General features: G+C 58.9%; 32 protein-coding genes and 1 pseudogene. 11 read left to right on the top strand and 22 right to left on the bottom strand.

Features of this window, described 5'->3' with window-relative positions:
• Nucleotides 1-122: 122 nt before the first annotated feature.
• Nucleotides 123-1,613, bottom strand: coding sequence for a glutamate--tRNA ligase (gltX, locus tag EKM88_RS08395; protein WP_125705130.1), 1,491 nt, complete (start codon nt 1,611-1,613; stop codon nt 123-125).
• 378 nt (nt 1,614-1,991) lie between these two features.
• Here gltX and EKM88_RS13330 point away from each other — a divergent pair, with 378 nt between their 5' ends.
• Nucleotides 1,992-2,150 (top strand): hypothetical protein, encoded by a 159-nt coding sequence (locus tag EKM88_RS13330; RefSeq protein WP_164512056.1) that lies wholly within the window; start codon nt 1,992-1,994, stop codon nt 2,148-2,150.
• Nucleotides 2,151-2,405: 255 nt separating this feature from the next.
• Here EKM88_RS13330 and EKM88_RS08390 read toward each other — a convergent pair whose 3' ends face one another.
• The 3 genes from EKM88_RS08390 to EKM88_RS08380 form a co-directional block, all read right to left on the bottom strand.
• Entirely contained in the window at nt 2,406-3,563 is a 1,158-nt protein-coding gene (locus EKM88_RS08390; RefSeq protein ID WP_125705127.1) for a PIN/TRAM domain-containing protein, read from the bottom strand.
• 268 nt (nt 3,564-3,831) lie between these two features.
• The gene (radA, locus tag EKM88_RS08385) at nt 3,832-5,199 is read right to left on the bottom strand and encodes a DNA repair protein RadA (RefSeq protein WP_125705125.1); all 1,368 of its coding nucleotides are present in this window, start codon (nt 5,197-5,199) and stop codon (nt 3,832-3,834) included.
• Nucleotides 5,200-5,232: 33 nt separating this feature from the next.
• The gene (locus EKM88_RS08380; RefSeq protein WP_125705123.1) at nt 5,233-5,772 is read right to left on the bottom strand and encodes a dCTP deaminase/dUTPase family protein; all 540 of its coding nucleotides are present in this window, start codon (nt 5,770-5,772) and stop codon (nt 5,233-5,235) included.
• Nucleotides 5,773-5,918: 146 nt separating this feature from the next.
• Between EKM88_RS08380 and EKM88_RS08375 the strand changes: the two genes are divergently transcribed.
• Complete coding sequence (locus tag EKM88_RS08375; protein WP_125705121.1) at nt 5,919-6,206, top strand: GNAT family N-acetyltransferase; 288 nt, start codon at nt 5,919-5,921, stop codon at nt 6,204-6,206.
• A gap of 102 nt (nt 6,207-6,308) precedes the next feature.
• The gene (locus EKM88_RS08370) at nt 6,309-7,649 is read left to right on the top strand and encodes a C1 family peptidase (protein ID WP_125705119.1); all 1,341 of its coding nucleotides are present in this window, start codon (nt 6,309-6,311) and stop codon (nt 7,647-7,649) included.
• Nucleotides 7,650-7,692: 43 nt separating this feature from the next.
• Here the strand turns inward: EKM88_RS08370 and EKM88_RS08365 are convergent, their stop codons facing one another.
• The gene (locus tag EKM88_RS08365; RefSeq protein WP_125705117.1) at nt 7,693-8,373 is read right to left on the bottom strand and encodes a 2,3-bisphosphoglycerate-dependent phosphoglycerate mutase; all 681 of its coding nucleotides are present in this window, start codon (nt 8,371-8,373) and stop codon (nt 7,693-7,695) included.
• A 124-nt stretch (nt 8,374-8,497) separates the two neighbouring features.
• Between EKM88_RS08365 and EKM88_RS08360 the strand changes: the two genes are divergently transcribed.
• Nucleotides 8,498-9,283, top strand: coding sequence for a homoserine kinase (locus tag EKM88_RS08360; RefSeq protein WP_125705115.1), 786 nt, complete (start codon nt 8,498-8,500; stop codon nt 9,281-9,283).
• Between the two features lie 43 nt (nt 9,284-9,326).
• Here the strand turns inward: EKM88_RS08360 and EKM88_RS08355 are convergent, their stop codons facing one another.
• The 13 genes from EKM88_RS08355 to EKM88_RS13580 form a co-directional block, all read right to left on the bottom strand.
• Nucleotides 9,327-9,563 (bottom strand): CsbD family protein, encoded by a 237-nt coding sequence (locus EKM88_RS08355; RefSeq protein ID WP_125705113.1) that lies wholly within the window; start codon nt 9,561-9,563, stop codon nt 9,327-9,329.
• A 90-nt stretch (nt 9,564-9,653) separates the two neighbouring features.
• On the bottom strand, nt 9,654-9,896 hold the full coding sequence (locus EKM88_RS08350) for a hypothetical protein (protein WP_125705111.1): 243 nt from the start codon (nt 9,894-9,896) through the stop codon (nt 9,654-9,656).
• Nucleotides 9,897-9,973: 77 nt separating this feature from the next.
• A complete protein-coding gene (locus EKM88_RS08345; protein WP_125705109.1) occupies nt 9,974-10,216 on the bottom strand; it encodes a hypothetical protein in 243 nt (80 codons plus the stop codon).
• Nucleotides 10,217-10,430: 214 nt separating this feature from the next.
• Nucleotides 10,431-11,672 carry a glutamate-5-semialdehyde dehydrogenase gene (locus tag EKM88_RS08340; RefSeq protein WP_125705107.1) on the bottom strand — a complete coding sequence of 414 codons (1,242 nt, stop codon included), beginning with the start codon at nt 11,670-11,672 and terminating at the stop codon, nt 10,431-10,433.
• Nucleotides 11,669-12,487: a glutamate 5-kinase gene (proB, locus tag EKM88_RS08335; RefSeq protein ID WP_125705105.1), complete on the bottom strand. Its 819-nt coding sequence runs from the start codon at nt 12,485-12,487 to the stop codon at nt 11,669-11,671. Before proB ends, EKM88_RS08340 begins: the two co-directional genes overlap by 4 nt.
• 245 nt (nt 12,488-12,732) lie before the next feature.
• On the bottom strand, nt 12,733-13,680 hold the full coding sequence (locus EKM88_RS08330) for a serine hydrolase (protein ID WP_225418461.1): 948 nt from the start codon (nt 13,678-13,680) through the stop codon (nt 12,733-12,735).
• 141 nt (nt 13,681-13,821) lie between these two features.
• A complete protein-coding gene (locus EKM88_RS08325) occupies nt 13,822-15,018 on the bottom strand; it encodes a hypothetical protein (protein ID WP_164512055.1) in 1,197 nt (398 codons plus the stop codon).
• A gap of 156 nt (nt 15,019-15,174) precedes the next feature.
• Entirely contained in the window at nt 15,175-15,705 is a 531-nt protein-coding gene (locus EKM88_RS08320; RefSeq protein ID WP_225418460.1) for an Asp23/Gls24 family envelope stress response protein, read from the bottom strand.
• A gap of 30 nt (nt 15,706-15,735) precedes the next feature.
• Nucleotides 15,736-16,134, bottom strand: coding sequence for an Asp23/Gls24 family envelope stress response protein (locus tag EKM88_RS08315; RefSeq protein ID WP_125705101.1), 399 nt, complete (start codon nt 16,132-16,134; stop codon nt 15,736-15,738).
• A gap of 26 nt (nt 16,135-16,160) precedes the next feature.
• Entirely contained in the window at nt 16,161-16,358 is a 198-nt protein-coding gene (locus EKM88_RS08310) for a hypothetical protein (RefSeq protein WP_125705099.1), read from the bottom strand.
• A gap of 16 nt (nt 16,359-16,374) precedes the next feature.
• Nucleotides 16,375-16,917 carry an alkaline shock response membrane anchor protein AmaP gene (gene amaP / locus EKM88_RS08305; RefSeq protein WP_164512054.1) on the bottom strand — a complete coding sequence of 181 codons (543 nt, stop codon included), beginning with the start codon at nt 16,915-16,917 and terminating at the stop codon, nt 16,375-16,377.
• A 17-nt stretch (nt 16,918-16,934) separates the two neighbouring features.
• Nucleotides 16,935-17,201: a GlsB/YeaQ/YmgE family stress response membrane protein gene (locus EKM88_RS08300; RefSeq protein WP_125705094.1), complete on the bottom strand. Its 267-nt coding sequence runs from the start codon at nt 17,199-17,201 to the stop codon at nt 16,935-16,937.
• Between the two features lie 335 nt (nt 17,202-17,536).
• On the bottom strand, nt 17,537-17,668 hold the full coding sequence (locus EKM88_RS13580; RefSeq protein ID WP_263853032.1) for a hypothetical protein: 132 nt from the start codon (nt 17,666-17,668) through the stop codon (nt 17,537-17,539).
• A gap of 132 nt (nt 17,669-17,800) precedes the next feature.
• Here EKM88_RS13580 and EKM88_RS08295 point away from each other — a divergent pair, with 132 nt between their 5' ends.
• The 4 genes from EKM88_RS08295 to EKM88_RS08280 all read left to right on the top strand — a co-directional run bounded on the left by EKM88_RS08295 (nt 17,801) and on the right by EKM88_RS08280 (nt 19,565).
• Nucleotides 17,801-18,085 (top strand): hypothetical protein, encoded by a 285-nt coding sequence (locus EKM88_RS08295; RefSeq protein ID WP_125705092.1) that lies wholly within the window; start codon nt 17,801-17,803, stop codon nt 18,083-18,085.
• A gap of 58 nt (nt 18,086-18,143) precedes the next feature.
• Entirely contained in the window at nt 18,144-18,602 is a 459-nt protein-coding gene (locus tag EKM88_RS08290) for a DUF2188 domain-containing protein (protein ID WP_125705090.1), read from the top strand.
• A gap of 145 nt (nt 18,603-18,747) precedes the next feature.
• On the top strand, nt 18,748-19,221 hold the full coding sequence (locus tag EKM88_RS08285) for a DUF2975 domain-containing protein (RefSeq protein ID WP_125705088.1): 474 nt from the start codon (nt 18,748-18,750) through the stop codon (nt 19,219-19,221).
• Nucleotides 19,218-19,565: an iron chaperone gene (locus EKM88_RS08280; protein WP_125705086.1), complete on the top strand. Its 348-nt coding sequence runs from the start codon at nt 19,218-19,220 to the stop codon at nt 19,563-19,565. The genes EKM88_RS08285 and EKM88_RS08280 overlap by 4 nt, the downstream gene beginning before the upstream one ends.
• On the opposite strand, the gene EKM88_RS08275 is transcribed toward EKM88_RS08280, so the two are convergent.
• On the bottom strand, nt 19,554-20,252 hold the full coding sequence (locus EKM88_RS08275) for an ArsR/SmtB family transcription factor (protein ID WP_125705084.1): 699 nt from the start codon (nt 20,250-20,252) through the stop codon (nt 19,554-19,556). The two genes, EKM88_RS08280 and EKM88_RS08275, sit on opposite strands and share 12 nt — an antisense overlap.
• An 83-nt stretch (nt 20,253-20,335) precedes the next feature.
• Between EKM88_RS08275 and EKM88_RS08270 the strand changes: the two genes are divergently transcribed.
• Complete coding sequence (locus EKM88_RS08270) at nt 20,336-20,881, top strand: flavin reductase family protein (RefSeq protein WP_164512053.1); 546 nt, start codon at nt 20,336-20,338, stop codon at nt 20,879-20,881.
• Between the two features lie 53 nt (nt 20,882-20,934).
• Here EKM88_RS08270 and EKM88_RS08265 read toward each other — a convergent pair whose 3' ends face one another.
• The 3 genes from EKM88_RS08265 to EKM88_RS08255 all read right to left on the bottom strand — a co-directional run bounded on the left by EKM88_RS08265 (nt 20,935) and on the right by EKM88_RS08255 (nt 23,189).
• Nucleotides 20,935-21,897, bottom strand: a complete 963-nt coding sequence (locus EKM88_RS08265) for a S66 family peptidase (protein ID WP_125705425.1) — start codon at nt 21,895-21,897, stop codon at nt 20,935-20,937.
• Nucleotides 21,898-21,912: 15 nt separating this feature from the next.
• Nucleotides 21,913-22,449 (bottom strand): DUF805 domain-containing protein, encoded by a 537-nt coding sequence (locus EKM88_RS08260; RefSeq protein ID WP_164512052.1) that lies wholly within the window; start codon nt 22,447-22,449, stop codon nt 21,913-21,915.
• A gap of 149 nt (nt 22,450-22,598) precedes the next feature.
• Nucleotides 22,599-23,189: a helix-turn-helix transcriptional regulator gene (locus tag EKM88_RS08255; protein WP_125705078.1), complete on the bottom strand. Its 591-nt coding sequence runs from the start codon at nt 23,187-23,189 to the stop codon at nt 22,599-22,601.
• A gap of 296 nt (nt 23,190-23,485) precedes the next feature.
• Between EKM88_RS08255 and EKM88_RS08250 the strand changes: the two genes are divergently transcribed.
• Entirely contained in the window at nt 23,486-24,067 is a 582-nt protein-coding gene (locus EKM88_RS08250) for a helix-turn-helix transcriptional regulator (RefSeq protein WP_164512051.1), read from the top strand.
• Nucleotides 24,068-24,456: 389 nt separating this feature from the next.
• A pseudogene (locus EKM88_RS08240) lies at nt 24,457-24,752 on the top strand (hypothetical protein); the annotation flags it as partial.

The raw sequence follows: 24,752 nt of genomic DNA, 5'->3' as shown, positions 1-24,752 counted from the left end.
TCTCCAGCATACCAAACTTTGGCGCCGGGGCTGGCAGGGAACGCTTGCAAGGCAGCCCGCGCGCCTGCACGCAAAAAAACCGCCGCACACCCAAACGGTGGCGGCGGTCAGCCGATGATGGCTTACTTAGTCATCTCGGCCAGCGTCTTGTCGATGTTGGCCAAGACCTTGGTGCGGCCCATCAGCTCGATGGTTTCAGCCAGCTGTGGCCCATGCATGTGACGGGTCGTGGCGATGCGGATCGGCATGTAGAGCTTGCGGCCCTTCACGCCAGATTCCAGCCGTACTTCGTTGAGCAGCTGGTTGACGAAGTAAGCGGAGAAGGTGTCCAAGGCGTGGAGTTTTTCGCTGATGGCCTGGATCACTGGCAGCGCGTTGTCGTCAGCCAGTTCCTTCAGCTCGTCTTCGGTCAGACTGTCGCGGTCATCGAAAAAGATGCTGGACATGTCGGTGATCTGCGCCGTGTAGCTCATCTGTGGGATGTACAGGCTGATCATCTGACGCGTCCATTCGATGGTCAGCGGATCTGGATCCTTGGCGATGCGGCCGGCTTCGATCAGGTTTTCCAGGGCCAAGGCGGCCAGCTCGGAGCTGTCGGTCTTCTTGACGTACTGGTTGTTGACCCATTCGAGCTTCTTCTGGTCGAAGCGCGCCGGCGACTTGCTCAGACGGTGTTCGTCAAACAGCTTGATGAACTCCTTTTTGGTGAAGATCTCGTCTTCACCCTTTGGCGACCAGCCGAGCAACGTGATGAAGTTGAACATCGCGTTAGGCAGGTAGCCGAGTTCACGGTACTGCTCGATGAACTGCAGGACGGACTCATCGCGCTTGGACAGCTTCTTGCCGGTAGCGCCGTTGATGATCAGCGTCATGTGGCCAAACACGGGGGCTTCCCAGCCCAGCGCATCGTAAATCGCCATCTGCTTCGGGGTGTTGGCGATGTGGTCATCACCGCGCAGCACGTGGCTGATCTGCATCAGGTGGTCGTCAACGACCACGGCGAAGTTGTAGGTCGGCATGCCGTCGCGCTTCATAATGACAAAGTCGCCGCCGATGGTGTTGCCATCGATGGAGATGTCCCCTTTGACGATGTCGTCCCATTCGTAGGTCTGGTCTTCCGGAATGTGGAAGCGAATGACTGGCGTCAGCCCCTGAGCCTTGGCCGCATCGATCTTCGCCTGCTTTTCTTCATCGCTGAGTCCGGCGTACTCGTAGACATAGTGCGGCATCTCATGGTTGGCCTGTTGGGCTTCACGGTCGGCCTGCAGCTCTTCTTCGGTCTTGTAAGACTCGTAAGCCTTGCCTTCCTTGACGAGCTGGTCGATGTACTTCAAGTAGATGTCTTTGCGTTCGGACTGCCGGTACGGGCCAAAGTCGCCGCCCTTGTCCGGGCCTTCGTCCCAGTCGATCCCCAGCCAGTGCAGGTTTTCGATCTGGCTCTTTTCACCATCCGCGATATTACGCTTGGTGTCCGTGTCTTCGATGCGAAGCACGAGGGTCCCGTTGTTGTGCCGGGCAAACAGGTAGTTGAATAGTGCCGTCCGCGCATTCCCGATGTGAAGATGCCCGGTTGGACTTGGTGCATAGCGCACCCGAATTGGTCGATCTGCCAATGCATTACGCCTCCATTTTAAGTTAAACAATGCAATAGTAGTGTACCACACCCCGGGCCGTTCCGCGCGCCGATTCCCAATTCGATGCAAGTCCATGCGGCGACTGCCTGGCGCAAAGAATTTCTGGGCAGAAAAAGGGGTGCTTGGTATATTCAGGCAAGCAGGAAGTGCTATGAGCGGTGGTGCCAACCAATCGGAAGAAGGTGAGGCCAATGAACGCAAGGTTCATGACCCCAAACTCGTCGAGCTTCATGGCGCATGAGGGTGCGGTCTAAGTCATCCTGCCACTCGCGCCTAAGTACGGGCGCAAGCGTCAGGTTGTCTTAGCCCAACCCTCATAACCGCGCCATTACGCTCTGGCCACAAGGAGGTACACGTTTGTTCGCAGTTACGCTGTCCGCAGCGCAACTTTTACCGGGGATCAGTTTACTGATCGCGGCGATCGTGGGTCTAACGGCGCTGATCAAAGCGATCACCGCGTTGCTTGAAGCAATGCGGCAACTGATGCGCGAACTCGGTCGATACCGAGAAAAATGAGCAAACTAAAACCGCGCTGCCTTCGCATAGTAGTCGCGGTCTAGTTTGCGATTAAAATTGCCACCGTTCTTAAAACGGTACTGCGAGAACTGAAAAGTTCCGAGAAGGCGTCGTGGTAGCACACGGCGTCTTTTTTGTCACCAACAGTTTAACATAGCCCGAAATTGTTGACAAAGGACCTAATCGCTAACCAAAAAGTAACCCGATCACTAACCAAAAAGTGCCTGCACGCGGCAGACACTGAATCGCTTATGGTTACTTCTTGGTTGGCTTCTTCGTGGTCGGAGCTTTGGGCTTATCCTCGTCCCCTTTTTCCCGCAACGACTTTTGCTGGTGCGCCGGCTTGGCGAAGATCATCCGGCCCGCCGCGGTTTGGATCGCGCTGGTGACCACGATGTCCAGCGGCTTGTTGATGAAGTACTGGCCGTCTTCGACCACCACCATCGTGCCGTCCTCCAGGTACGCGACCCCTTGCTGGCGCTCCGTACCGGACTTGATAACGGTGACCGTCAGCCCCTCGCCGGGGATCAGGTCGGGCTTCAGGGCGTTGGCCAGCGCGTTGATGTTGAGCACCGGCACGTTTTGGAACTGCGCGACCTTGTTCAGGTTGTAGTCGTTGGTGATGACCACCCCGTCGAGCATCTTCGCGAGCTTCAAGAGCTTGCTGTCGACCTCGGTCATGTCCTCAAAATCGCCGTCGTACATTTCGACGTTGATGTCGGCATCGGCCTTCATCTGATTGATGATGTCCAGCCCGCGCCGGCCACGCCCACGCTTCAGCGCGTCCGCGGAGTCGGAGATCAGCTGCAGCTCGTGCACCACAAACGTCGGCACGAGCAGCGTGCCTTCGATGAAGCCGATCTTGGCGATGGCCTGCACCCGCCCATCGATGATGACGCTCGTGTCCAGCAGCTTGTACTGGCGGTAATTCTCCCCCGCCTTGCGCGCCAAAATGTCTGGGCTATCCTGGTCCGGCTTTTTGCTTCGCGTGTTGAACAGCTTGCGCCACTCATCACGCCGCGTGGTCCCGACCCGGAACCCCAAGTACCCGAACAAAATCATCAAGATGATCGGAATGACCGTTCCCCATGGCCCGGGAAAATTGTAGACAGGAATCGAAATAATGGCAGCTAACACCAGGCCAATGATGGTCCCCAGACTACCGAACAGCAGAAAGCTGGCAGACTGTTTGCTCAGATACGTTTCCACTTGCTTGAGTTCGCGAATCAACCAACCGGCCGATAGCTCCGCAAGCATCAAAAACAACAGCACGCCGATCAGGGCGTTCACGATTGGATTGTTCAGCCAGGACAAGTCTTCCAGCGTGAAAAGTGCCCACACATTGGGCAGTACGCCGAGCCCAAGGCCAAGGCCGACAAACGCAAAGATCAACGAAATAACACGTTTTTTCATCTTGTTCCTCCTTTCAGAGAGCAGAACAACGCGGGCTTAGCAGGTCGCATCACCTTGCTAAGGCGCTTGGGGCGCTTTTGGCCCCAAGTGACTTCGCATTGTGAGGCGCGCCTGCGTTGCGTTGTGTCGCTCGTTTAACAGAGAGCAGAACAACGCGGGTTTAGCAGGTCGCATCACCTTGCTAAGGCGCTTGGGGCGCTTTTGGCCCCGAGTGACTTAGCATTGTGAGGCGCGCCTGCGTTGCGTTGTGTCGCTCATTTCCGCTGCGTCAGTTGAACACCTTCCGCAGCGCCTCGGCGACACTCGTGACGCCGATCACTTCAATTTTATCACGAGCTGTAAACCCTTGCAGGTTATTCTTTGGCACAAAGATGCGTTTGAACCCGAGCTTGGCTGCCTCCTTGATGCGGTCCTCAATGCGGTTGACTCGGCGGATCTCCCCGGTCAGCCCAAGCTCACCGACAAAACAGTCGGTGGGCGCGATTTCCGCGTCGCGGTAGGAGCTCGCGATGGCCATTGCCATGGCGAGGTCGATCGCCGGCTCATCGAGGCGCACCCCGCCGGTCGCCTTGAGGTAGGCGTCCTGGTTTTGAAGCATCAGGTTTGCCCGCTTTTCGAGCACCGCGATGATCAGGCTGACGCGGTTGTGATCCAGCCCGGAGCTGGTGCGCTTGGCGTTGCCGTACATCGTTGGCGTCATCAGGGCCTGGATCTCAACCAGGATCGGCCGTGTCCCTTCCATCGAAACGACCACCGCGGAGCCCGTGGCACCTTCCAGCCGTTCATCCAAGAAGATCTCGCTGGGATTCGCCACTTCTTCCAAGCCACGCTCGTGCATTTCAAAAATGCCGATCTCATTGGTGGAGCCGAAGCGGTTCTTGACCGACCGCAGCATCCGGTAGGTGTGATGCATGTCGCCTTCGAAGTACAGCACGGTGTCCACCATGTGCTCAAGGATCTTTGGCCCGGCGATGGCCCCTTCCTTGGTCACGTGGCCGACGATGAAGATTGTGATCTGATTGGTCTTGGCGATTTTCATCAGCTCAGCCGTGACCTCGCGGATCTGGGCCACGGAGCCGACCGCGGAATTCATCTCCGGCACGTTCATCGTCTGCACAGAGTCGATGATCACGTAGTCCGGCGCCATGTCGGTGATCGCCTGCTCGATGCTGGGCATGTCGGTTTCCGGGTACAGGTACATCCCCGAATCACCGACGCCCAAGCGCGTGGCCCGCATCTTGATCTGGCTGGCGCTTTCCTCCCCGGAGACGTACAAGACCTTGCCGCCGGTTTGGGCGAGGTAGCCAGACACCTGAAGTAGCAGGGTCGACTTCCCGATACCGGGGTCCCCGCCGATCAGGATGAGCGAGCCCGGCACGACGCCGCCGCCCAGCACCCGGTTGAGCTCACCGAGTTCGGTTTTGACCCGGGTCTCCTTGGTGAAATTGACCTGGTCGAGCCGCTGGGGCGCGATCTTTGTCCCGCTGGTGGTTTGGCGGGGTGCTGGCTTTGGTCCCGCGGCAATGGTCTCTTCGACCAGCGAATTCCAAGTCCCGCAGTTCGGGCAGCGGCCGAGGTATCCGGCCGAGATGTAGCCGCAGTTTTGGCAGACGTATTGGGTTTTCGGTTTGGCCATCAGCGGCCTCCTTTCAAAACATAGACGAGCCGACTAAAACTGGGTGGACCCGAAGCCGCCGGTCCGCGCCTGCTGGTTGCCGGCATCGCCATCAGCCAGCAGGTACGGCATGAAGATGCCTTGCCCGATGCGCTCGCCCTTGGTGATGACAACATCGCGTGGGCTCCAGTTCACCATCTGAATAAAGATTTCGCCTTCGTTGGCGTCATTATTGTAGTAATCCGCATCGATCACGCCGATGCCATTGGGGATCACCAGGCCGCGCTTGAGCGGGTTGCTCGACCGGTTGGCCAGGATCAGCACCTCATTGGGCTGCATGTAGGCCTTGACGCCGGTCGGCACCAAGAGCGGCTTGAGGATCTTGCTGGCACGGGTAAAATCCTTTTCGGTCAGCGGGTGCTCGTTTTTGATCAGGCGAAACAGGCGAATAAAGTCGTAGCGCCAGATGCTTTTGAGCACAAAGTCTTCACGCGCGCAAAAGTCATAGCCGGCGGCGTTTTGCGTCTGCCGCTGCGGCAGCGTCACGCCTTGGTCACGGTACTGAGAGACGATCTCGAATCCTCGGGTTGGCATAGTTGTCCTCCACTGTCAGTTTGCCTTCAATCATACCACGCAACGCCTGAGGTAAGCGGTTTCTTGCACGAACTAAAGTGAATTGTTACTATTAAGTTAACCAAATTCGGCGGTCACTTGGCCGCCACTTCCAAGGAGGATGCATTATGGCGTTTGAACATGAACCGGGGCGCTACTTCATGCAAGACGACACCGGTAAGCTGATCGCCGAGGTCACCTACCAACCGATCGACGAGGGGCAGGCCGTGGTCATCGACCACACCTTCGTGGACCCCGTGCTGCGCGGACAGGGCATTGCGGGTAAGCTGGTCCGTGCAGTGGTGGACGAGGCACGCGAAAAAGGCCTGCTGATCGAGCCACTGTGCAGTTTTGCCCGTCACGAATTCGAGACCAAACCCGAGTATCACGACGTCCTGCGCCCGACCAAGGCGTGACCCGAAGACCGCCATGCGCGGTCTTTTTTGTCGCGCCTAAGTATGCTAAAATGTGGAAGTCTGAAAAGATATCATCGTTTTTTAATCAAAGGAGTGAACTGAATGTCTAACGCAATTTCCGCAGCAGATCTGAGCCAGTTCCAGGCGGATCTCGCCAACACGCCGGCTAGCGGCGTCATCCAAAAAGCCGTCATGAACAACGGCGTTCTGGCCGCAAGCGAAAACACCGATAGCAAGGTCGCCATGGACCAAACCTTCTCCATCGACTTGGAAACCGGGGCTGTGGCCAACCAGAAGCAGTCCGGTCGTTGCTGGATGTTCGCCGCGCTGAACACGATGCGCCACGAGATCCAACACCAATTCAAGCTCAAGGACTTCGAGCTCTCCCAGAACTACACCTTCTTCTGGGACAAGTTCGAGAAGTCCAACTACTTCTACGAAAACGTCTTGAAGACAGCCACGGAAGCCATCGACTCCCGCAAGGTGGCCTGGCTGATGGCCAACCCGCAGGGCGATGGCGGTCAGTGGGACATGCTGACGGCCTTGATCGACAAGTACGGCATTGTGCCGAAGTCCGTGATGCCGGAAACCTACAGCTCCAGCAAGTCTAACGAGATGAACACCGTCTTGAACCTGAAGTTGCGCAAAGACGCCGTGGCCCTGCGCAAGCTCGTGGCCGACGGGGCTTCTGAGGAAGCCATTCAGGCCGCCAAGGCCCAGTTCCTGTCCGAAGACTACCGCATCCTCGCGTACACGCTGGGCAACCCACCGACCCAGTTTGACTTCGAGTACCGCGACAGCGACAAGAACTACCACATCGACCGCGACCTCACCCCGAAGACGTTCTACGACAAGTACATCGGCTGGGACCTGAGCGCCACGCAGTCCATCATCAACGCGCCAACCGCGGACAAGCCCTACAACCACCTGTACACTGTCGAGATGCTCGGCAACGTGGTCGGCGGCCGCGAAGTGCGCCACCTGAACTTGGACATCGACACCTTCAAGCAGCTGGCCATCAAGCAGCTGGCCGCCGGTGAAACCGTCTGGTTCGGCTCCGATGTTGGCCAGTCCTCCGACCGTCAGATCGGGATCATGGACACCAAGATCTACGACAAGAACGCGCTGTTCAACGCCAGCTTCGACATGACCAAGGCGGACCGCCTGGACTACGGCGAATCCCTGATGACCCACGCGATGGTGCTGACCGGCGTCGATCTCGTGGACGGCAAGCCAACCAAGTGGAAAGTTGAAAACTCTTGGGGCGACAAGGTCGGCGAGAAGGGCTACTTCGTCGCTTCCGACGACTGGTTCGACAACTTCGTCTACCAGGTCGTCATCAACAAGAAGTACCTGCCACAAGACCTGCAGGACACGATCAAGGCCGAATACGACCAGCCGACCGTGCTCAAGCCTTGGGACCCAATGGGCGCCTTAGCTTAAGCGCCAATAAAAACACGCGATGCCAATCGGCACCGCGTGTTTTTTATTGGCCGGACAAGCGCTGCTTGTCGCGGATGTGCAACTGATTGTCCAGCGTGTAGACGAGCGGCTGGGCGTTCGCGACTTCGACCCCGTCAATGGCCGCGTCTGGAATGGCCTCCAGTGCCTTGATCAGTGCCCGCAGTGTTGAACCGTGCGCGACCACAAGCTGGTTTTCACCCTTGCGCAGCCGGGGCGCCAGCTCGTCTGCCCAGTATGGCATCAGCCGGGCACTGGCGTCGGCTAGGCTTTCGCCGCGCGGCACGATACTAGCTGGAAACGCGTGGTAGCGCCGCGAGCGGCTGGGTGTGCCTAACAGCGGTGGATGCGCGGTGTAGCTGCGCCGCCACAGCGCGACCTGGGCTTGACCGAACAGCGCCCGCGTCGTGTCCTTGTTGAGGCCCCGCAACGCGCCATAGTGGCGCTCGTTGAGGCGCCACGACTTGGTGATGGGCAGCCAGTTTTGACCCACCTCGTCCTGCACGACGTAGGCCGTCATGATGGCCCGCTGCAACAGGCTGGTGTGCACGTGGCCGAACGCAATGCCGGTCGCAGCCAGCATGCGCCCGGCAGCGTGGGCCTGGGCAAGTCCTTCGGGAGTCAGTGGGACATCCGACCAGCCGGTGTACGTATTCGAAAAGTTGGCCGCGCTTTGGCCATGCCTGAGTAATACTAATTTGACCATCATTGCCTCCGTGAATCAGTCTCCGCCTAGTATACCATTCCCAGGAAATTCGGGAAAAGGCTAGAAAATGAGAGTACGGTTAGATATACTTAATTATATCTCATCTCAACGAGGAGGCCGAGCGATGAAGATTTGGGTCCCGGGTGTCATCACCTCAAAACTTGCACCAACCCTAGCCGTACCCATCGACTGGGGCCTTGAGCTTGCCATCGAACGCGAAAGCCTCGACTGGCACATCGACTGCGCCGATCCCGCCTTAGCGACGGATCAAAGCAACCTCATTATCACAATTGCCCAATCGCTTGCCCCCGACCTCGTGCCGCACCAGCTGCGGCTGACGCAGACCCTGCCGATCGGCCAGGGCCTAGGGAGCTCGCTGGCCGCCACGGTCGCTGGGGTCACGCTGGTTGAGGCGCTCACCCACACCCGCATGGGTCAGGCTACCAAGGCCGCTGAGATCGCGGTTTACGAGCCGGCACCGGCGGCGATCGCCGCGGTGTTGACCGGCACCAGCGCGGCCGGCGCGGCGATGGCCGATGCTGGCCTGCAGGCGGTCCTGTACTTGCCAACTCAGCCACCAGCTGCGGCCGTACCGGCTCAGCCCAGCGCACCGGTGGCGGCCAAAGCCCTGCTGGCCGCGCTCACGCGGCGCGATCGCACCTGGCTCCAGCGTCACTTTCCGCTCAGCGCCCAGGTCAGCCCCACCTACTTTCCGCACGCCGAGATGGTTTCCCGCGCCGTTTTGGCGGCCGGAGGGCTCACCTGCTTGGTTTCCGGTAACGGGCCGGCCCTTTTGTGCCTGGCCCCGGCTGACCACCTGAGCTTTGTCACCGAACTGAGCGCCACGCTACAGGCGGGCCGCCTCGTGCCGGTGGGGGCTGCGCCCAGCGGCACGCGCATTTACGCCTAAGCACAAACAACGCCTCCGCAATTGCGGAGGCGTTGTTTCGTCCTTACGACTGATCGCGATGGTGATCAACGGCGTCATTAAACTTCTTGGCGGCATCATCCGCCACATCGTCTACTTTGTCTTTGACCTTATCCGTCACCTCATCCGCCTTTTGCGCCGCCTCGTCTTTCAGTTGCTCGGCCTTGCCTTTGGCTTCCAGTTGCTCGTTGTTCGTCAGCTTGCCGGCGGTTTCCTTAACCTTACCGACAACCTTGTCCTTCAATGAATCAAAGTCTGTCATTGTCTCACCCCTTTCCGGTCTACACTTAGTATCTCAGATCCACGGGCGTACTTGCCAGTTTGACGCTCGCAAAAAAATAGACCCGCGGGCCTATTTTGCGTCATCCGGCTTCGGCGGTTCAACCGCCTTACCGTTTTGCTTCATGTTCTTGTAGTTGATGACGGTCTTATGCTTCAGGTCTTCAACGATTTCCGCGTCCGCGGCGTCGAAACTGTCGATCGAAAGCAGCGCAGCATTCGCGTACAGCTTCTCGATCGTCCCTGTGAACGACAGTGGCACATTGGCGCTCTTCTTCACGTCCACCTGACTGCCGATATTAACTTCTTGGGCCAAAAAGGTTCCCCCTTCTCCCATCTTAACGATGGCTGACGACGACTAACCGATCAGCCCATTATACCATAGTTTTGCGGTTAGCCTGCATCTGCGACCGCGGGGGCAAGTTCCTCCCCTGGGGTCAGGATCATCATGGCGCTTCGGCTGATGATCACACGATACAGCAACTCCCGCGCATTCATCCGGTCGCGCGGGTCGAACTCATCGATCATCACCAGCACGGCATTCTCGTAGCACTTAGTCACGGTGCCGATGAATTCGTATTCCATATTGCCGTTTGGTTGACACTTAACCACGGCGTCTTTCGTCACTTCCGTCATGTGAAAGCCCTCCCATACGTTTTAGTGTCTCCAGTATAGCAGAGCTAATATTATCGTGTACATAATTATTTATGAATAGTTAAAAACACACGAGTTATTTTCTGTGCCACGCAAAGAGGCCGCAACGGCTGTCGCGGACCCTTTGTGTTCGTTCGCGTGACCCGCAGCACAAGGCGTCAGGCGATGGCTGCACCGTATTCGTTGCGGGGGGCCACTATGCTCGGATCTGCCCGTCGCCGCGAATCGTGTACTTGATGGTGGTCAGTTGCGCGAGCCCCATTGGCCCACGGGCATGAAGCTTCTGGGTGCTGATGCCGATCTCGGCGCCAAACCCGAACTCGAAGCCATCCGTGAAGCGCGTTGAGGCGTTCACATAGACACAGGCCGCATCCACCTGCTGCAGGAACTGCTCGCTGGTTGCGTAATCTTCGGTCACGATCGCCTCGGAGTGCTTGGTGTTGTGCGCATTGATATGCGCGATCGCGGCATCCGTATCGGCCACCACCTTGACGGCCATGATCAGGTCATTGTACTCGGTGTCCCAATCTGCTTCGGTGGCGGGGTGCAGACTTGGCACAATCGCCCGCGCCGCCGCATCACCGCGCAGTTCGACCCCGTGGGCCGCCAGCGCATCGGTCAGCTTCGGCAACGCCGACTCGGCGATATCGGCGTGCACCAACAGCTTCTCCGCCGCGTTGCAGACGCTCGGCCGCGAGACCTTGGCGTTGACCACAATGGCCGTGGCCATCGCCAGGTCGGCGGTCTTGTCCACGTAGATGTGACAGTTACCGGCACCGGTTTCGATGACCGGCACCGTGGCGGTTTGCACCACGGCCTGGATCAAAGCGGCCCCGCCGCGCGGGATCAGCACGTCAATGTAGCCGGTCAGGTGCATCATGGCCGTCGCCAGCGCGCGGCTCGGGTCATCGATCAGCTGCACCGCATCCGCTGGCAGGCCAACGCCGACCAGCGCCTGGCGCACGACCTGGGTCAGCGCTCGATTGCTCTGCAGGGCCTCCTTGCCGCCGCGCAGAATCACCGCGTTGCCACTTTTGAGCGTCAAGGCAGCGGCGTCCACGGTCACGTTCGGCCGGGCCTCGTAAATCATCCCGACCACGCCCAGCGGCACCCGCACCGGCGTGATCCACAGACCAGCATGGTTGCGCCAGCCGGCCTCGCTTTGGGCCGTTGGATCGGCGAGCTGCGCCACTGCACGCACGCCGGCGGCCATATCGGCAATGCGCGCCGGGGTCAGGCGCAGCCGGTCCTGAAACTTGGCGGGACTTTTCGTCGCCGCCCCTAAGTCCTGAACGTTCGCGGCCAAAATCGTCGCCGTATTGGCCTCAAGTGCCGTGGCGATGGCCTCAAGCGCCGCGTTCTTCGCGGTAGTTGTCAACAATGCCAACTGCTTGGCCGCGGCCTGCGCCGCCTGGCCCATTTGTTCCAGATCGATCATTGGATGACCTCCTTTGCCGTCGGTTTGAACCACGTGCCCACGGGTTCACCGGCCAAAACCTTCAGAATCACGCGCGGATCTGCGCCGCTACACAGCACCATCTGGCGCCCCGCGCGCATCATCGTGGAAGCCGCCTTGAGCTTGGTCACCATGCCGCCGGTGCCGAAGCGGCTGCCCGCCCCACTCGCCCCGGCCAGCACCGTGTCCGACAGATGCGTCAAGGCTTCAATTTTGCGCGCCGTTGGGTCAGTCCGCGGGTCGGCCGAGTACAGGCCGTCGATGTCCGACAACACGATCAGCAGATCGGCACCGATCTGCGTCGCCACCAGCGCCGACAGCTGGTCGTTATCGCCAAACGTGGTACGGTGATCCAGCTCATCAGTCGCCACCGAGTCGTTTTCGTTGATCACCGGGATCGCCTTGGCGGCCAGGAGCGCATCGATGGTGTCCAACACGTGTTGGCGGCTGGCCGGATACTCGAAGACGTCGTGGGTCAACAACAGCTGCGCCGCCTGCGCTTCATAGTCGGCAAAGCGCTGGGTGTACAGCCGCATCAGCTCGCTTTGGCCGATCGCCGCCAGCGCCTGCTGCTCGGCGATCGCCTGAGGCCGGGCCGTCAGGTGCAGGCGCGCCAGCCCCACCCCGATGGCACCACTGGTCACCAGCATCACCTCCTGGCCCTGGTTGGTCAGTGCGGCCAGCACGTAGGCCAAACGGTCGATGGTTTGTAGTTTCACTTTGCCGTTCGCGTGGATCAGGCTACTGGTGCCGATTTTGACCACAATGCGGTGACAGGCGTTCAGATTCCGTTGCATGGCTTTCTCCTTTGTAAACAAAAAGGCTGCCTCAACCGAGACACCCATGACAGGCGGTACCATTCTCGTTTGAAGCAGCACTTCACGCTTTTAGACTCATCTATTCAGTTCGTCGACCCCCGCTTGGATTCGCGCACGCTGTGGCAATCTCAGCAAACTTGCCACTCTCTTGAAGGCGCTACTATGACGGGGTGAAATTAAATGCAGTATAGCGGCTGGTTCGTCTGTTGTCAAGCGGCCGGGCCTTAGTCGCCGTACACCAGCTGCTGCACCTTCTTGGCGATCGTCTGCACCATGCTGAAGTCCTGGTACCCGGCACCGTTGGTCATGATGGCCAGGAGGTACCGCTGGCCGTTCGGCAAGGTGACGATACCGGCGTCATTATTCGTCGTGCCATACCAGCCGACCTTATCTTGCACGACCGCGCCGGGTGTCAACGCATCGACCGCCGCCGGGATCCCGTCACGGTAGACCTGCTTGGCCATGTTGGCCAAAAGCATTTGGCGATACGTCGGTGAATCAAACGGCGCCTGTGCATTCGCCAGCCGTTTCAACAGCCCCACCAGGTCGTTAGCGGTGGTTTGCGCCGCCCCGTGCCCGAACACATCCCCGAAGCCCAGGCTTTGGTAGTAGGCATTCAGCGTGACCGGGCCATACTTCGCGAGCTGCGCCTCGGCGTACTCATTTTCGCTGTTCACGATCATCCCGTCAAAGCTGGCCTGATCCGCGCTGGTCCAGGTTTTGGTGCCGGTTTCAACCGCGTGAAACAAGTACGCGCTGATGAACAGCTTATAGGTGCTGGCAGACATGCGCGCGGTGTTGCCGTTGACGTTGGTCGCCAGCGCACCGTTGGCAAACACCGCCGCATCGCTAGCTTTCGCTGCGGCGCTACCAGCCGCCGGGGTGAGGTTGTAAAAGCTGACCGCCACATCACTGGACGCCGCCAGGTCTTTCAGGTAAGCATTGAGCCGGTTCTTGCGGGTCGCCTGCTGCTTGGCCACCGCGGCAACGCTCAGCGCCGGCCCCTTTTTAGCTGCTGGCTGATGATGGGTCACCTGGTTCACCGACTGGTGATCGGACGTTGCGCTTGCCGCGTCCGCCGCGGTATCGGACTGCGCCGGATCGCGCGCAAACAAGCTCGTCACGCCCCACACCGCGCCGGTCACCATCAAAACCAGGATCATTACGGCCATTATGACGCGATCCCATCGCACACGTCTCTTCATAAGCATACTCCCCACAGGTTATAAGTGATTACATTATAACAAAAAAACTCTGAGCGAAATATGTCGGAATGATGAATTTTATTAGTTCCATCCTCATCATTCGACCGACTAAAACGGCAACGGCAGTTTGCGTTGCTGTGTCCACACTTGATACGCCAGACTGGCAGTGCTCGCTTGAAGCGCGCGCTGCGCCTGGTGAACACTCTGGCGCATCACTGTTGGCACCTGCTGCGCCTCAGCAAACGCCGCAACTTGCGCCAGGAGCGCCAGCCCGCGCGCCTGGCTGACCGAAGGCGCCCGCACATCCTCCAGGGCCACCGTCTCATTGAGTTGCCGCGTCTCCGCCATTTGCGCGTCAAAGGCGGCCGGACTGAGCGCCGGCTGGGTCGCGAAGTAGGCCGCCAGCAGCTGGATCAGGCGCAACTGCGCCGGGGTCACCCCGCTGGTCGTCAACGGATTCAGGTCAAAAGCGCGTAGCTCGATGTGCGACACCCCGGCCGTCAGCAAGTGTCGTGGCGCTTTGCCGGCGCTGCTTTTCAGCCGCACAGACTCATAATACTGACTGGCGCGCACCAGCTCACCCTGCGCTAAGGCCGCCTCGATGCGTTGCACGTAATGCGCGACGCTGCGGTAATCGCCGTGAATACTCGTGGGAAATCCCAGTGAGCTGCTGCGAATACTGCGAACAGGATGCGCCAGCGCCGGGCTTTGGCGATACCCGGCAAACGATTGCGGGGTCGCGCCAAACAGGGCTGTCAATAGCCACTGGTGCACCATAAACTGCTGCGCCACCTGCAGGTACAGCGCATCGGTGTCAGCATAGTCGCCTGCCGCCACCAGGAGCTGCGCCAAGGCCGGCGCAAAGCTCAAGTTGACATGCACCCCCGTGTTCATCAGACTGCGCAGGTCATACCGCTGACTCAGCGCCTGCCGGTAGGGGTATGTGGCGGCCGGCTGGCGCGAAATCAGCGCATCGCTGGGCGGCACCGACAAAGGCGGCGGACAGCTGTATGGCCACAGGCGCTCTGCCGGTGCAAGCTGGTTTGCCACCGCCGCGATCACCGCGTCCGCAAAGGCCACGTTGGCCTCAGGGTCTGCCTGAGGCGGCAGCGCAAATTCGATCTGCGCCTCAAAGTACTCCCGTTCCACGTACGCCCGTACCGGTGCGCTTAGGTGCCGCGGAAAAGCTTTAGGGCTCAGTCGGCTGGCCGCATCAAGACGGAGTTTTTCAACCTCCAGGCCGATCCGCGTTTGGGTGGCAATGCGGGGGCCGATCGGTTCGTTGAATCGGTTCGTTTGGGTCACTTCGCACACCTCGATTTTTTTGCGTGCCCGATCAGCGCACGCGCCGTGCGTCACCGGGCCAAAAAGGCGCCTCGGCTCGTCGGTTAACGAGGCCAAGACGCCTGCGCGCCCCACGCCAGTCGCACTGTGCGCCGGGGGAAGGGTTGTGTCCTGCGATCAGGCCGGCTGCGGCGTCTTGGCGGTCGCTTCCGCCTCATCCTGTTGCGCAGCGTCCCGTTGTGCCTGCAGCTCTTCATCTGTCAGCATGTCCTTCACGGTGAGGGTCACCTCAACGACGTCCATGCCGGTCATCTCTTTCACCGCGGCACAAATTTCCTCGGTCACCTTGTCGAACACCGCAGGCGCTTTTGTGCCGTACGCCATTACGGCCTCCAGCGCCACCGAGACGCGCTGATTATCCTCGACATCAACCGAGACGCCCTTCTTGAGGTTGTCGGTTTTGCGGAACCGGTCTGTCATGTCAGCAAAAATGTTCCCGTGTAGATCCAAAATCCCGTCCACCTCAGCGGCGGTTTTACCAACGATCTTTTGGATCACGCCCTCGTCAAATCGCAGTTTCGTCGTGACCGCTTCATCCCCCGAGGGCTGACCCGAGGCGGCCTTTGGTTGCGCGGCTGCCATTGCAGGCGCTGGCTCATCGCGTAGCGCCTTAACGTCTTTTTCATCCGGTTGGTGCGTGTCCTTCATCTTTAGTGCTCCCTTCTGAGGCTGTGCGCGTCACGCACGCGTTGTTTTTTGCCAGTCACGGCGGGTCATCACGTCACTGACATGCAGATTGAGTTCAACGACTTGCAGGCCGGTCATTCGCTCGACCGCCTGAGCCACTTTAGCGCGCAACGCGTCAAAGATGCGCTGGGCATCGACATCGTACTCAATGACGGCGGTCATATCGATGGCGACTTGTTTCTCGCCCACCTCAACCTTGATGCCTTTGGTGATGCGCTCATCACGGCCGAGCGTCTCGGACACCTTGTCCACCATGTTGCCGTCCATTTCTAAAAGCCCCTCAATGTGCTGTGCACAGATCCCGGCAATTTTTTGGATCACGTAGTCATCGAATGTCAATCGACTGTTCGCCTTCAGCGCGGCTAGATCAGTGTCAGTTATGGATTGCATTGATTCACCTCCAGTACCAGATTCGATCAGGGCTTGTGCTTCAGTTGCGCCTTGCCGGACCGCAGCCAAGTCATGAGGCCTGCCTGATTCGGAAGCAGCCAGCGTTCAACCAGGAAGCCGACAAGCGCCAGCCCCCCAATTAAAAGCACCCCACCGCCACCCCATTGCAGGAACGCTACGGCAATGAGTGCGCCGATCAGTGCGCCTTTGAGTCCTACCTGCATGTTGCTGCCTCCTTTCCTAAAGCACGCGGGCGCGCCGCTTACCGGCCTGATTCGCCGGGTGCATGCTCACACGCACCCGCTTCACCGGTACGCCCAGTGTCTCCGCGGCTTTATGCTTGGCCGTGGCCTCGATGCGCTGACCTTCGGCGGCTAAATCGGTATGGCTCAGGCTATCCGCGACAACGTCAACCGTTGCCGCCTGCTGACGGGCATGCAGCTTCACTGTCACGGCCACCCCCTTCACGGGATGCGCGTCGATGATGGCCTTGGCCACCGCGTTTTCCAATGCCTGCCGCGACAGTGAAAGCGTGCCGCGGTCATCGGTCAACACCAGCTGATTCGTTGTCGACTGGCGAAACAGCGCGACCAATAGCATGACGACGAAGACGAGGGCGACTCCTGCGGTCAGCCCGAGCGCCAGCCAGCGCATGGCCGGACCGCCAGTCCGGTACGCGGTCACCACCGGTGTGATTGGCCACAGCAGTGCCGCAATGAGTAGGGCTTGACCGATGCCAATGAGGGCAACAAGGCTTAGCCCTGCTTTAGTGATTGGCCGCATCATGTGACCTCCTCACGTTATGACTTGCGCCGATTGCGGCCCATTGTCCCGATGACAAGCGACACGATGAAGACCAAGATCACCGCCCCAATGATGGCTGGGAAAATCGCCATTCCACCAACAACAGGGCCCCAGCTGCCGAATAACGAGCCCCCGATCCACGCGCCGACTAGCCCAGCAACAATATTGCCGATCCAGCCACCCGGCATGTCCCGACCGACGATCATCTGACCAATGACGCCGACAACGGCGCCGACAATGAGTACCCAAATGAAATGTAGCATGTTGTGCACCTCCTTTCCTTTCATCTCCCTCGCTGAACCGAGGGGGTAAAAAGGGGCCCCAGACTAAAAAGATCAACGCGGTGGGCGCGCAACTGCACGCCGCAACGGCTCCCTGTTAAGTGTCTACTGGTTCCCCACATACAAGGTTACCGAAGTCCTCGGCCCAGATGCAATTATAATGATTATTAAATCCATTTTATAAGATGCGTTATTAATGCACCGCACCCCCGCATCCCTGTACACTGGTCGTATCGAATCACGATTGCCCGCGCACCACCAAAAAACGACTGAACCGAAACGGCTTCAGTCGTTGCACCACCTCAACACACTGGCAACTAATCGCGTTTGACCGTTGCCAAGCGCATCAGCACACCGAAAACAATTAGACCGCCGAGGATCTGCCACGTGCGCACGGGCACCTGGCTGATGGTGGCCTTAAAATCCGCCTTGTTCGGCATCATCTGCATCGCTCCCTTCTCCCTTTAGGATAGCGAAATGCGCCGCGCCGCCGCAACTGAGGCGCGTTGCCAGGCCACTGCCCGCAACCGTGACGGTCATGTCGTTGTTCCGATCACCCCAATTCATCAGGAGGTTTCATCATGCCAAGAATTAAAGGCGCGCTTCTCAATGCGCTTCGCGTCATGCAGGCGCACCAGCTCACGATGCTTTGCTTTGCTGATTATCGGACCTTTTGGGTCGGTCGGCCTGTGACCCCTGGTGACTGGTACGACATTCGGGCCCAAGCCAAGTTCTGTGCGGCCATTCACTTCGAGTATCACCGACGAGGTTCCTGCGCCGTTCAGTACCTCGTTGTGGATCCGGCGCTTCTCGACCAGTTCACGACGCGAACCGATGCCGAAGTTGAGGCCCTTGTCATCAACTGACCGGCGCATTCTAGTTGTTTCACACCACGCATATCATATAAGTAAGGAGGCTTTCCCCATGTCCTGGGACCTGACCGATTACCCCGTTTCAATGAAGCACCTCCCTGCGCTGACCCGCAAAAAAGCCATCGATATCGCCAACGCCCTTTTGGCCGCCGGCTATCCAGACGAACGGGCGATCCCGATTGCCACGAGTCAAGCCGAGAAATGGGTCCAAGCGGCTACCGCCAGCGAAAAACGGGCGCTGCGCCGAGCCCCCGCCCCGACCAAGCATGACGCCCACGCGCAGGCGACCCGCCGTGAGCGTCAGCTTCACGATGCCGTCACCGAGGTGCGCCCACACGCGGCCGGCTGGGCGGTCGTTGCACGCGGGGCGAAGCGAAACACGGAAACCTTTGCCCGCAAAACCGATGCGATCACCCGCGCGAAGGCCATCGCCCGCCATAAAGACGCCGCCGTGGCCATTTACCGCAAAGATGAGACTCTCCAGCGCACAGTGAAACCGCGCCCCGTCTAATCCGTTCATTCAGCCCAGCTGGCGCGGCGGTCAGCTGGGCTGATCGCTGCAATCGTCACGAAAAGTTAAACACTTTCGCCCCACCAGCAATTGTCTTTGGCGGCGGCCTTCGCTACGATGAAGGCACGAATAGGAGGCGTTTTGGATGAAATTCATCGCTGCTTTAATCAAATGCTACCTCGCCGCAATGATCGTGATCGCCGGCCTCGTGGCAACGTTCATGTTGTGGCACATTCCCCCGCACGCCATGGCCGCCGGTGCCAATGCGCCGGCCGCCGGCGTGCTCACAGTTGGCGCCTATGTCACGATGATTGGCTTAGTCTTGGCCGCGCTCATCATCTGGCGGCTTTTGACGCTGGCAGGCCACGGCCAGCTGTTTTCATCCACAGGCGTGTGCCATCTGGCCGGGCTCAAATGGGCCTTCGTCACCACGCAGCTCGGCATTGCCCTGGCCCTACCGGCCATCTACCAGATCGCAGACGAAGGGGATGCCCCCGGGTTAATTGTGATGGTTCTCATGTTCCTGGCCATTCCCTTCGTGATCAGCCTCGGCTTGGCCATTCTGCAGCGCCTCTGGCCCACCACGCCGGTGGCATCCCTTAAGGTGGCCCACTCATGACCGTGATCGATGACTACATTCAAGCGGCGGCGCCGGCCAAGCAAGCGCGGCTGCAGGCCATCCACGCAGCCATCAAGGCAGAGTTGCCCGATGCGACGGCCAAAATCAGCTGGAACATGCCGACTTTTTGGCAGGGGCAAAACTTGATTCACTTCGCCGCCTTCACGCACCACATCGGCATCTACCCGACCCCGGCAGCGTTGGACGCATTTCCCGAAGCCGTGGCCGCATTCCCCCGCACGAAAGGGGCCCTGCGGATTCCCGATGACGCCGAGCTCCCCCTGGCGCTGATCCGCGACTTGTCCCGCTTTCGGCTCGAGCAAGTCCAGCACTCAGCGCACTAGCGCGCTGGCGGCAACCCCCAAGCCTTCAAGCACTGATCGCCCCGCGGCAGTCACCGCAACACTGCGCGAGGCCGTCCGCACCACCGCCTCGCGCGTCAGCAGCGCGGCAAAAATGGCGTGCCCCACCGCGCCGCCCAGGTGGTAACGGCGCTGGCTCCAATCCAGGCAGCGCACCGTGAGCTGACGCTTCTGGCGCGCCAGCACCGTCCAGTCCAGGTCAAGCCGCTGGGCGAGCGCCTGCCGGCCGGCCTCGGTGACGGCAAACCGGTGCTGTGCCACCACCAGCCAGCCCTGCCGCTGCAAACTCTCGCACAGCGCGACGCCGACCGTGCCCGCCAAGTGATCGTAGCAGGTACGGCAGTACGCCATGTCGGCGGCCGGGCCTTTTTGGCTGAGTCGCTGCACCGGCTTCTGTGGGGCAAGGCCGCTCAACGCCTCAAAGGCGGCCGCCACCTGCGGCGATTGGAGCGCAAAGTAGTGGTGCCGACCGCTTTGGGTCTGCACCACAATGTCTTGGGCCATCAGGCGTTGCAAATGGTACGTGCCGGTTTGCGGCGTGACCCCTGCGGCGCGGGTCAGCTCCAGCAGCGTATGGGCGCGCCCGTCGAGCAGCTGGTCGATCAACTGGGCACGCGTCGGGTCCGCTAAAATTTTGGCTAACGCGGTCACATCAGGTAATCCGTTCATCCTAATCTCCAATCAATTCCATATTTCGAGACCCACTGAATCAGTTTTAGGCTATGCTGACGTCACACGAAAGAAGGTCGCTTATGCTGATTCCTTATCAAACTACCAAGCTGTACGTCGCCTATCCCATCTTCATCATCGGTTACGAAGACGTGCAGTTCGGCGCCAACCTCACCACCTGCAGTTCGAGCTATAGTCTCGGCACCACGTTTGGCTTTGGGCTGGGGCAAACCGGCCACGCCGCCGCACAGATCCAGCGCACCAAGCGTTGCACGATCAACTTCCTGAGCCCATACCACCTCGATTGGATCGAGTACGCCGGCTTCCACCACGCCACCGAAAAGCTGACCTCAAGCCACATCCCCTATCGGCTCGAAGCCGGTTGCCCCGTGCTCACCGACGCGTTTGCGGTGCTCACCCTGACCATCACGTCCTGGCAACCGTTGGGTGGCGCCATTCACTTCCTTGCCACGATTCAAAAGCGTCAGGTCCAAGCCGACCAAATTCTGGACGGGCGGCTCGATGTCACCGCGCTGACACCGCCGCTGTTTGCCGGCGACGGCCACCAGCGCGTCTACCGCACCCTGGCGCCGCAGGTCTCTCAGCTGGGCGACCATCTGGCAAAATAGCAACTGGCCCCAAGCGTCACGCGTGATGCCTGGGGCCAGTTTTCGCTTGTGACTCACGCTTGTGGGCCCGCCGTAAACCTGACCGTCGCGTTGGCCGCGTCAAACATCGCGTACGCGCCGATCGGGGTCGTCATCATCGGCACCGTGTGGCAGCTATCGTAGTCGTAAATGATCGGCAGCGGCTGACCTGCCAGCACCTCAAGCAACACATCGACCGGCCGCCGCCCCGTACCGGCGTCCTCAAACAGCGCGTGCTTGCCCAGCACCACGCCGGCGACGCGGTCGAACACCCCCGCCAGTTTCAGCATCGCAAAACTGCGCTCCACGGTGGCGATGTCTTTTTCCGCGTCCTCAATGAACAGGAGATCGTCTGCAGTGAACGTTGGAAAATACTTGGTGCCCAGGAACCCTGACATCGTGTTGAGGTTGCCGCCCACGATCCGCCCTGCTAAACGTGAGGTGCGCGTCCAGCCCCAGCGGTTGGCCCGCAACTGCTTGGGGTGGTCGAACGTCTCCCAATTCGCCCGCTCGTCCGTCCACTGCGCCGGCGCCTGAAACGTCTCGGCGTCTGCCAGCACCCGCTGAAAGTTCGTCCACGTCTCATCAACTAGCGGCGCAAACTCGCCCAGCCCGGCGACCAAGGTGGGCCCATAAAGCACCCGATAAGCCGGTGCCTGCATGTAAACCGCCAAGAGGATCGCGGTCACATCCGAGTACCCCACGATGGTTTTGGGGTGCGCCTGCATGGTGGCATAGTCGAGGTACGGCAGCAAGGCGTTGCTGTTCATCCCACCGATCGCCGCCATGATGACGTCGATCGCCGGGTCACGGGCCAGGGCGTTGAGCTCGGCCGCCCGGGCCTGAATACTGCCGCTGCGGTAGCCATCGCTTTGCCCTGTCAGCGCCCCGGTCACTAAGCGAACGCCATGCGCGTCAAGGAACGCCTGCGCCCGCTTGAAGCGCAGCGGGCTCACCGCCGTGATCGGCGTCGATGGCGAAAAAAGCCCGATCGTCAATGTTGGTTGGGTCAATTACACCGCCTCCTCAACCGGCGGGTTCTTGCTCGGCATCACTTCGATCACTAGCATCACGATGGCGACCGGGACCGCGACAATGGCCGTCATCCGATTGTCATTGAAGAACACAACGCTCCACACCACGTTCACCAGGGCCAGCGCCACGAAGAAGCCCCAGTGCACCCCGGCATCCCGAAACCGGCGCACACTTTGGGCAAGGGATGGCAGCAGTAGCACTAAGTAGACGAGGAGCCAGAAAATGATGAGGCCCAGCATTGATCCCACGATCGACCAGAAGTTCCCGGAATCCATGCCCGTTTTGAACTGCTCAATGTGGCTGAACACCTGATGAACCATGTAAATCGAGGACCCCAGCCCGGCGATCAGACCAAATAGCGTGGCAAACAGGGCGACCCACCAATACTCGCGGCGCGTGGTCCGGCCCGTGAAGTTCACGTAGTTGGCAAAAAAGGCTTTGACAGCGGTGAACCCGCCCACCCCGTAATACTTATTGTGCGTCTGTGCGGCAATACTTTCGCTTGCTCGTTTCAAGGCGTCTCCTCCATCGGTATCACGCAACTCGCGCCCAACCGTCAAATTATGAGATTATTATTAATTATTTACTCATTAATATACGCCCTATCCAACTGCAACGCAATTCTGCCCCGCGATGACTGCCTTGTGATGCCAGGCCCGCATCATTACAGTAGCCGAAACAGGGCAACGCTGATGTAAAACGCCAGCCCGACGTACCCGCCATACAGGCTTAACACCAGCCACCGACTGCCCGGCGACTGACGGTTCCACCATCGCTGAAGCTGACGCTGGATCGACGGGCTTCCTTCGGCCTTATCCTGCAAAAACGCCAGCACCTGTGCGTACGTTTCAATGTGCAGCGTGCGTTCGAGCCGCTTCAGCCGCCACATCGCAAACACCCCCGTCACCATCAGGCCCGCATACACCAAGTAGATCCAGACCGTATCAATGAAGTGCGGGACGGCCCCGAGCACAAACGGCCACAACAACATCACGCTCGCCTCAGTCGTGTAATACCCCTGTAAGTGCGCCCGACTCACGGCTTGTTTCATTGTCGAAACATCTCCTTTGACTAATTCATCGAGAGAAACGTCAAAGATGGCACTCAGCAACAGCAAGTTCTCAAGGTCGGGATAGCTTTTGCCCGTCTCCCAGTTCGAGACAGTTTGTCTCGAGACGTACAACTTGGCGGCCAGCGCCTCTTGGGTGTCGCCGTGCTGTTTCCGCAACTTGATGATCTGCTGATTGAGAATCACTTGCCGTTCCTCCTGATGAATTGTCACTGAAGTCGGTTTCATCATACCACCAAGGCCACTTCACATTGCCTGCTTTTCGCTGTCAAAGTCACTTGACGGCCAGTCATGTGGCGGTGATTTGCCGCGTATTGCCCGGGAAATAATTCAACTGACCTGTCGTCTGCCTGTGCTGAGAGGGGACACGCCTTCGCCTCGCGTGGTGAATCGCCGATGTCAAACAGTTTTAGCCTGCTAAGTGACACCGTTTGATGGTAATATTAGCGTGTCCTGAGATAATTCAAGTGAGAGGTCACCGAATGGAAATTGGCAAACAGATTCAAACCCACCGCCAGCGTCTCGGGCTGACGCAAGACATGCTCGCCGACAAGTTGCTGGTGTCGCGGCAAACCATTTCGAACTGGGAAAACGATCGACACTACCCGGACATCGAGAATCTGCTCCTGCTCAGCCAACTATTCGGTACCTCCCTAGATGAATTAGTCAAAGGAGATGTCCCAATGATGAAACACAAGGTCTTCATCGATACCACCAATCGCGACGTTAAGTGGATGCTCGGGCTGACCACAGCCGGCGCCCTTGCCCTCGGACCGGCCCTTTTTTTGCCATGGCCCTGGGTGCTCGTCCCACCCTTGACCTTCTTCGCGCTCGCAATGATTCCCGCCATCCATATCGATATCCTCAAACACAATGCGGATGTGCACACCTACAAAGAAATCATGGCGTACATGAACGGCCGCGACATGCGCATCGTCAAACAGAACCGAAACTGGCTGCGCGACACCTGGTCGCAGATCAAGATCATGACTGTTTTCACCCTTATTTTCTTACTTCTCGCCTTGCTTGCCTCGCTTCCATTCATGCTACTGGGTCATTCCTGATCGCCAAAACTGCCGCCACGCAAAAAGAGGGGCTCGCAATGAGCCCCTCTTTTTGTTGCAAGGCATGCGCCTCTTCGCGAATAATCGATGGATTAACGCTTGGAGAACTGACTTGCCTTACGGGCCTTCTTCAGACCTGGCTTTACGTTCCTCGGTTTTATACGGTTTCACCGAGTTTCAAAGTCCCTTTATATCAACGTTTCTATTCACTCACTTTTATAGAATTTCAACGAGGTTTGAGCGTGACGCCCTAATTTGGTACAAAATGGGCATTTCGTAAAGCTACGATTAACGCAAAGCAAACGCACAAATGAACGTAAAGCAGGTTGTACCTAGACCTGCTTTTTTTGTTCTCAAAATTCGTTTTAGTCAATAACAAATCACTAAATATGGAGGAAATCACATTGATGAAAGCAGCTCGGCGAACCTCAATTTTCGCCGTATTAATTATGCTATTCGTCCAACTCTTTGTCCCTGCCTCAATCGCCCTCGCCGCCAGTATGACCAACACCAAAGTCGCTGACTGGCGCAACACTTGGCACTTACACTTGTTCAATGGCCTACATTGGACGGACACAGGTATGTGGATGAAAAAGGTGGACGGCAAAGTTGCCTTCTGTGTGGAGCACGGCGTCGATCTCGATATGAGCGGCTCTGGCTACAACCCCAGCACCTACTCCGACGC

Origin of the sequence: Lacticaseibacillus daqingensis (assembly GCF_003946115.1) — a bacterium.
GTDB lineage: Bacteria > Bacillota > Bacilli > Lactobacillales > Lactobacillaceae > Lacticaseibacillus > Lacticaseibacillus daqingensis.
The sequence above is the reverse complement of the archived record's forward strand: the minus strand, read 5'-3'. Positions and strand labels throughout refer to the sequence as shown.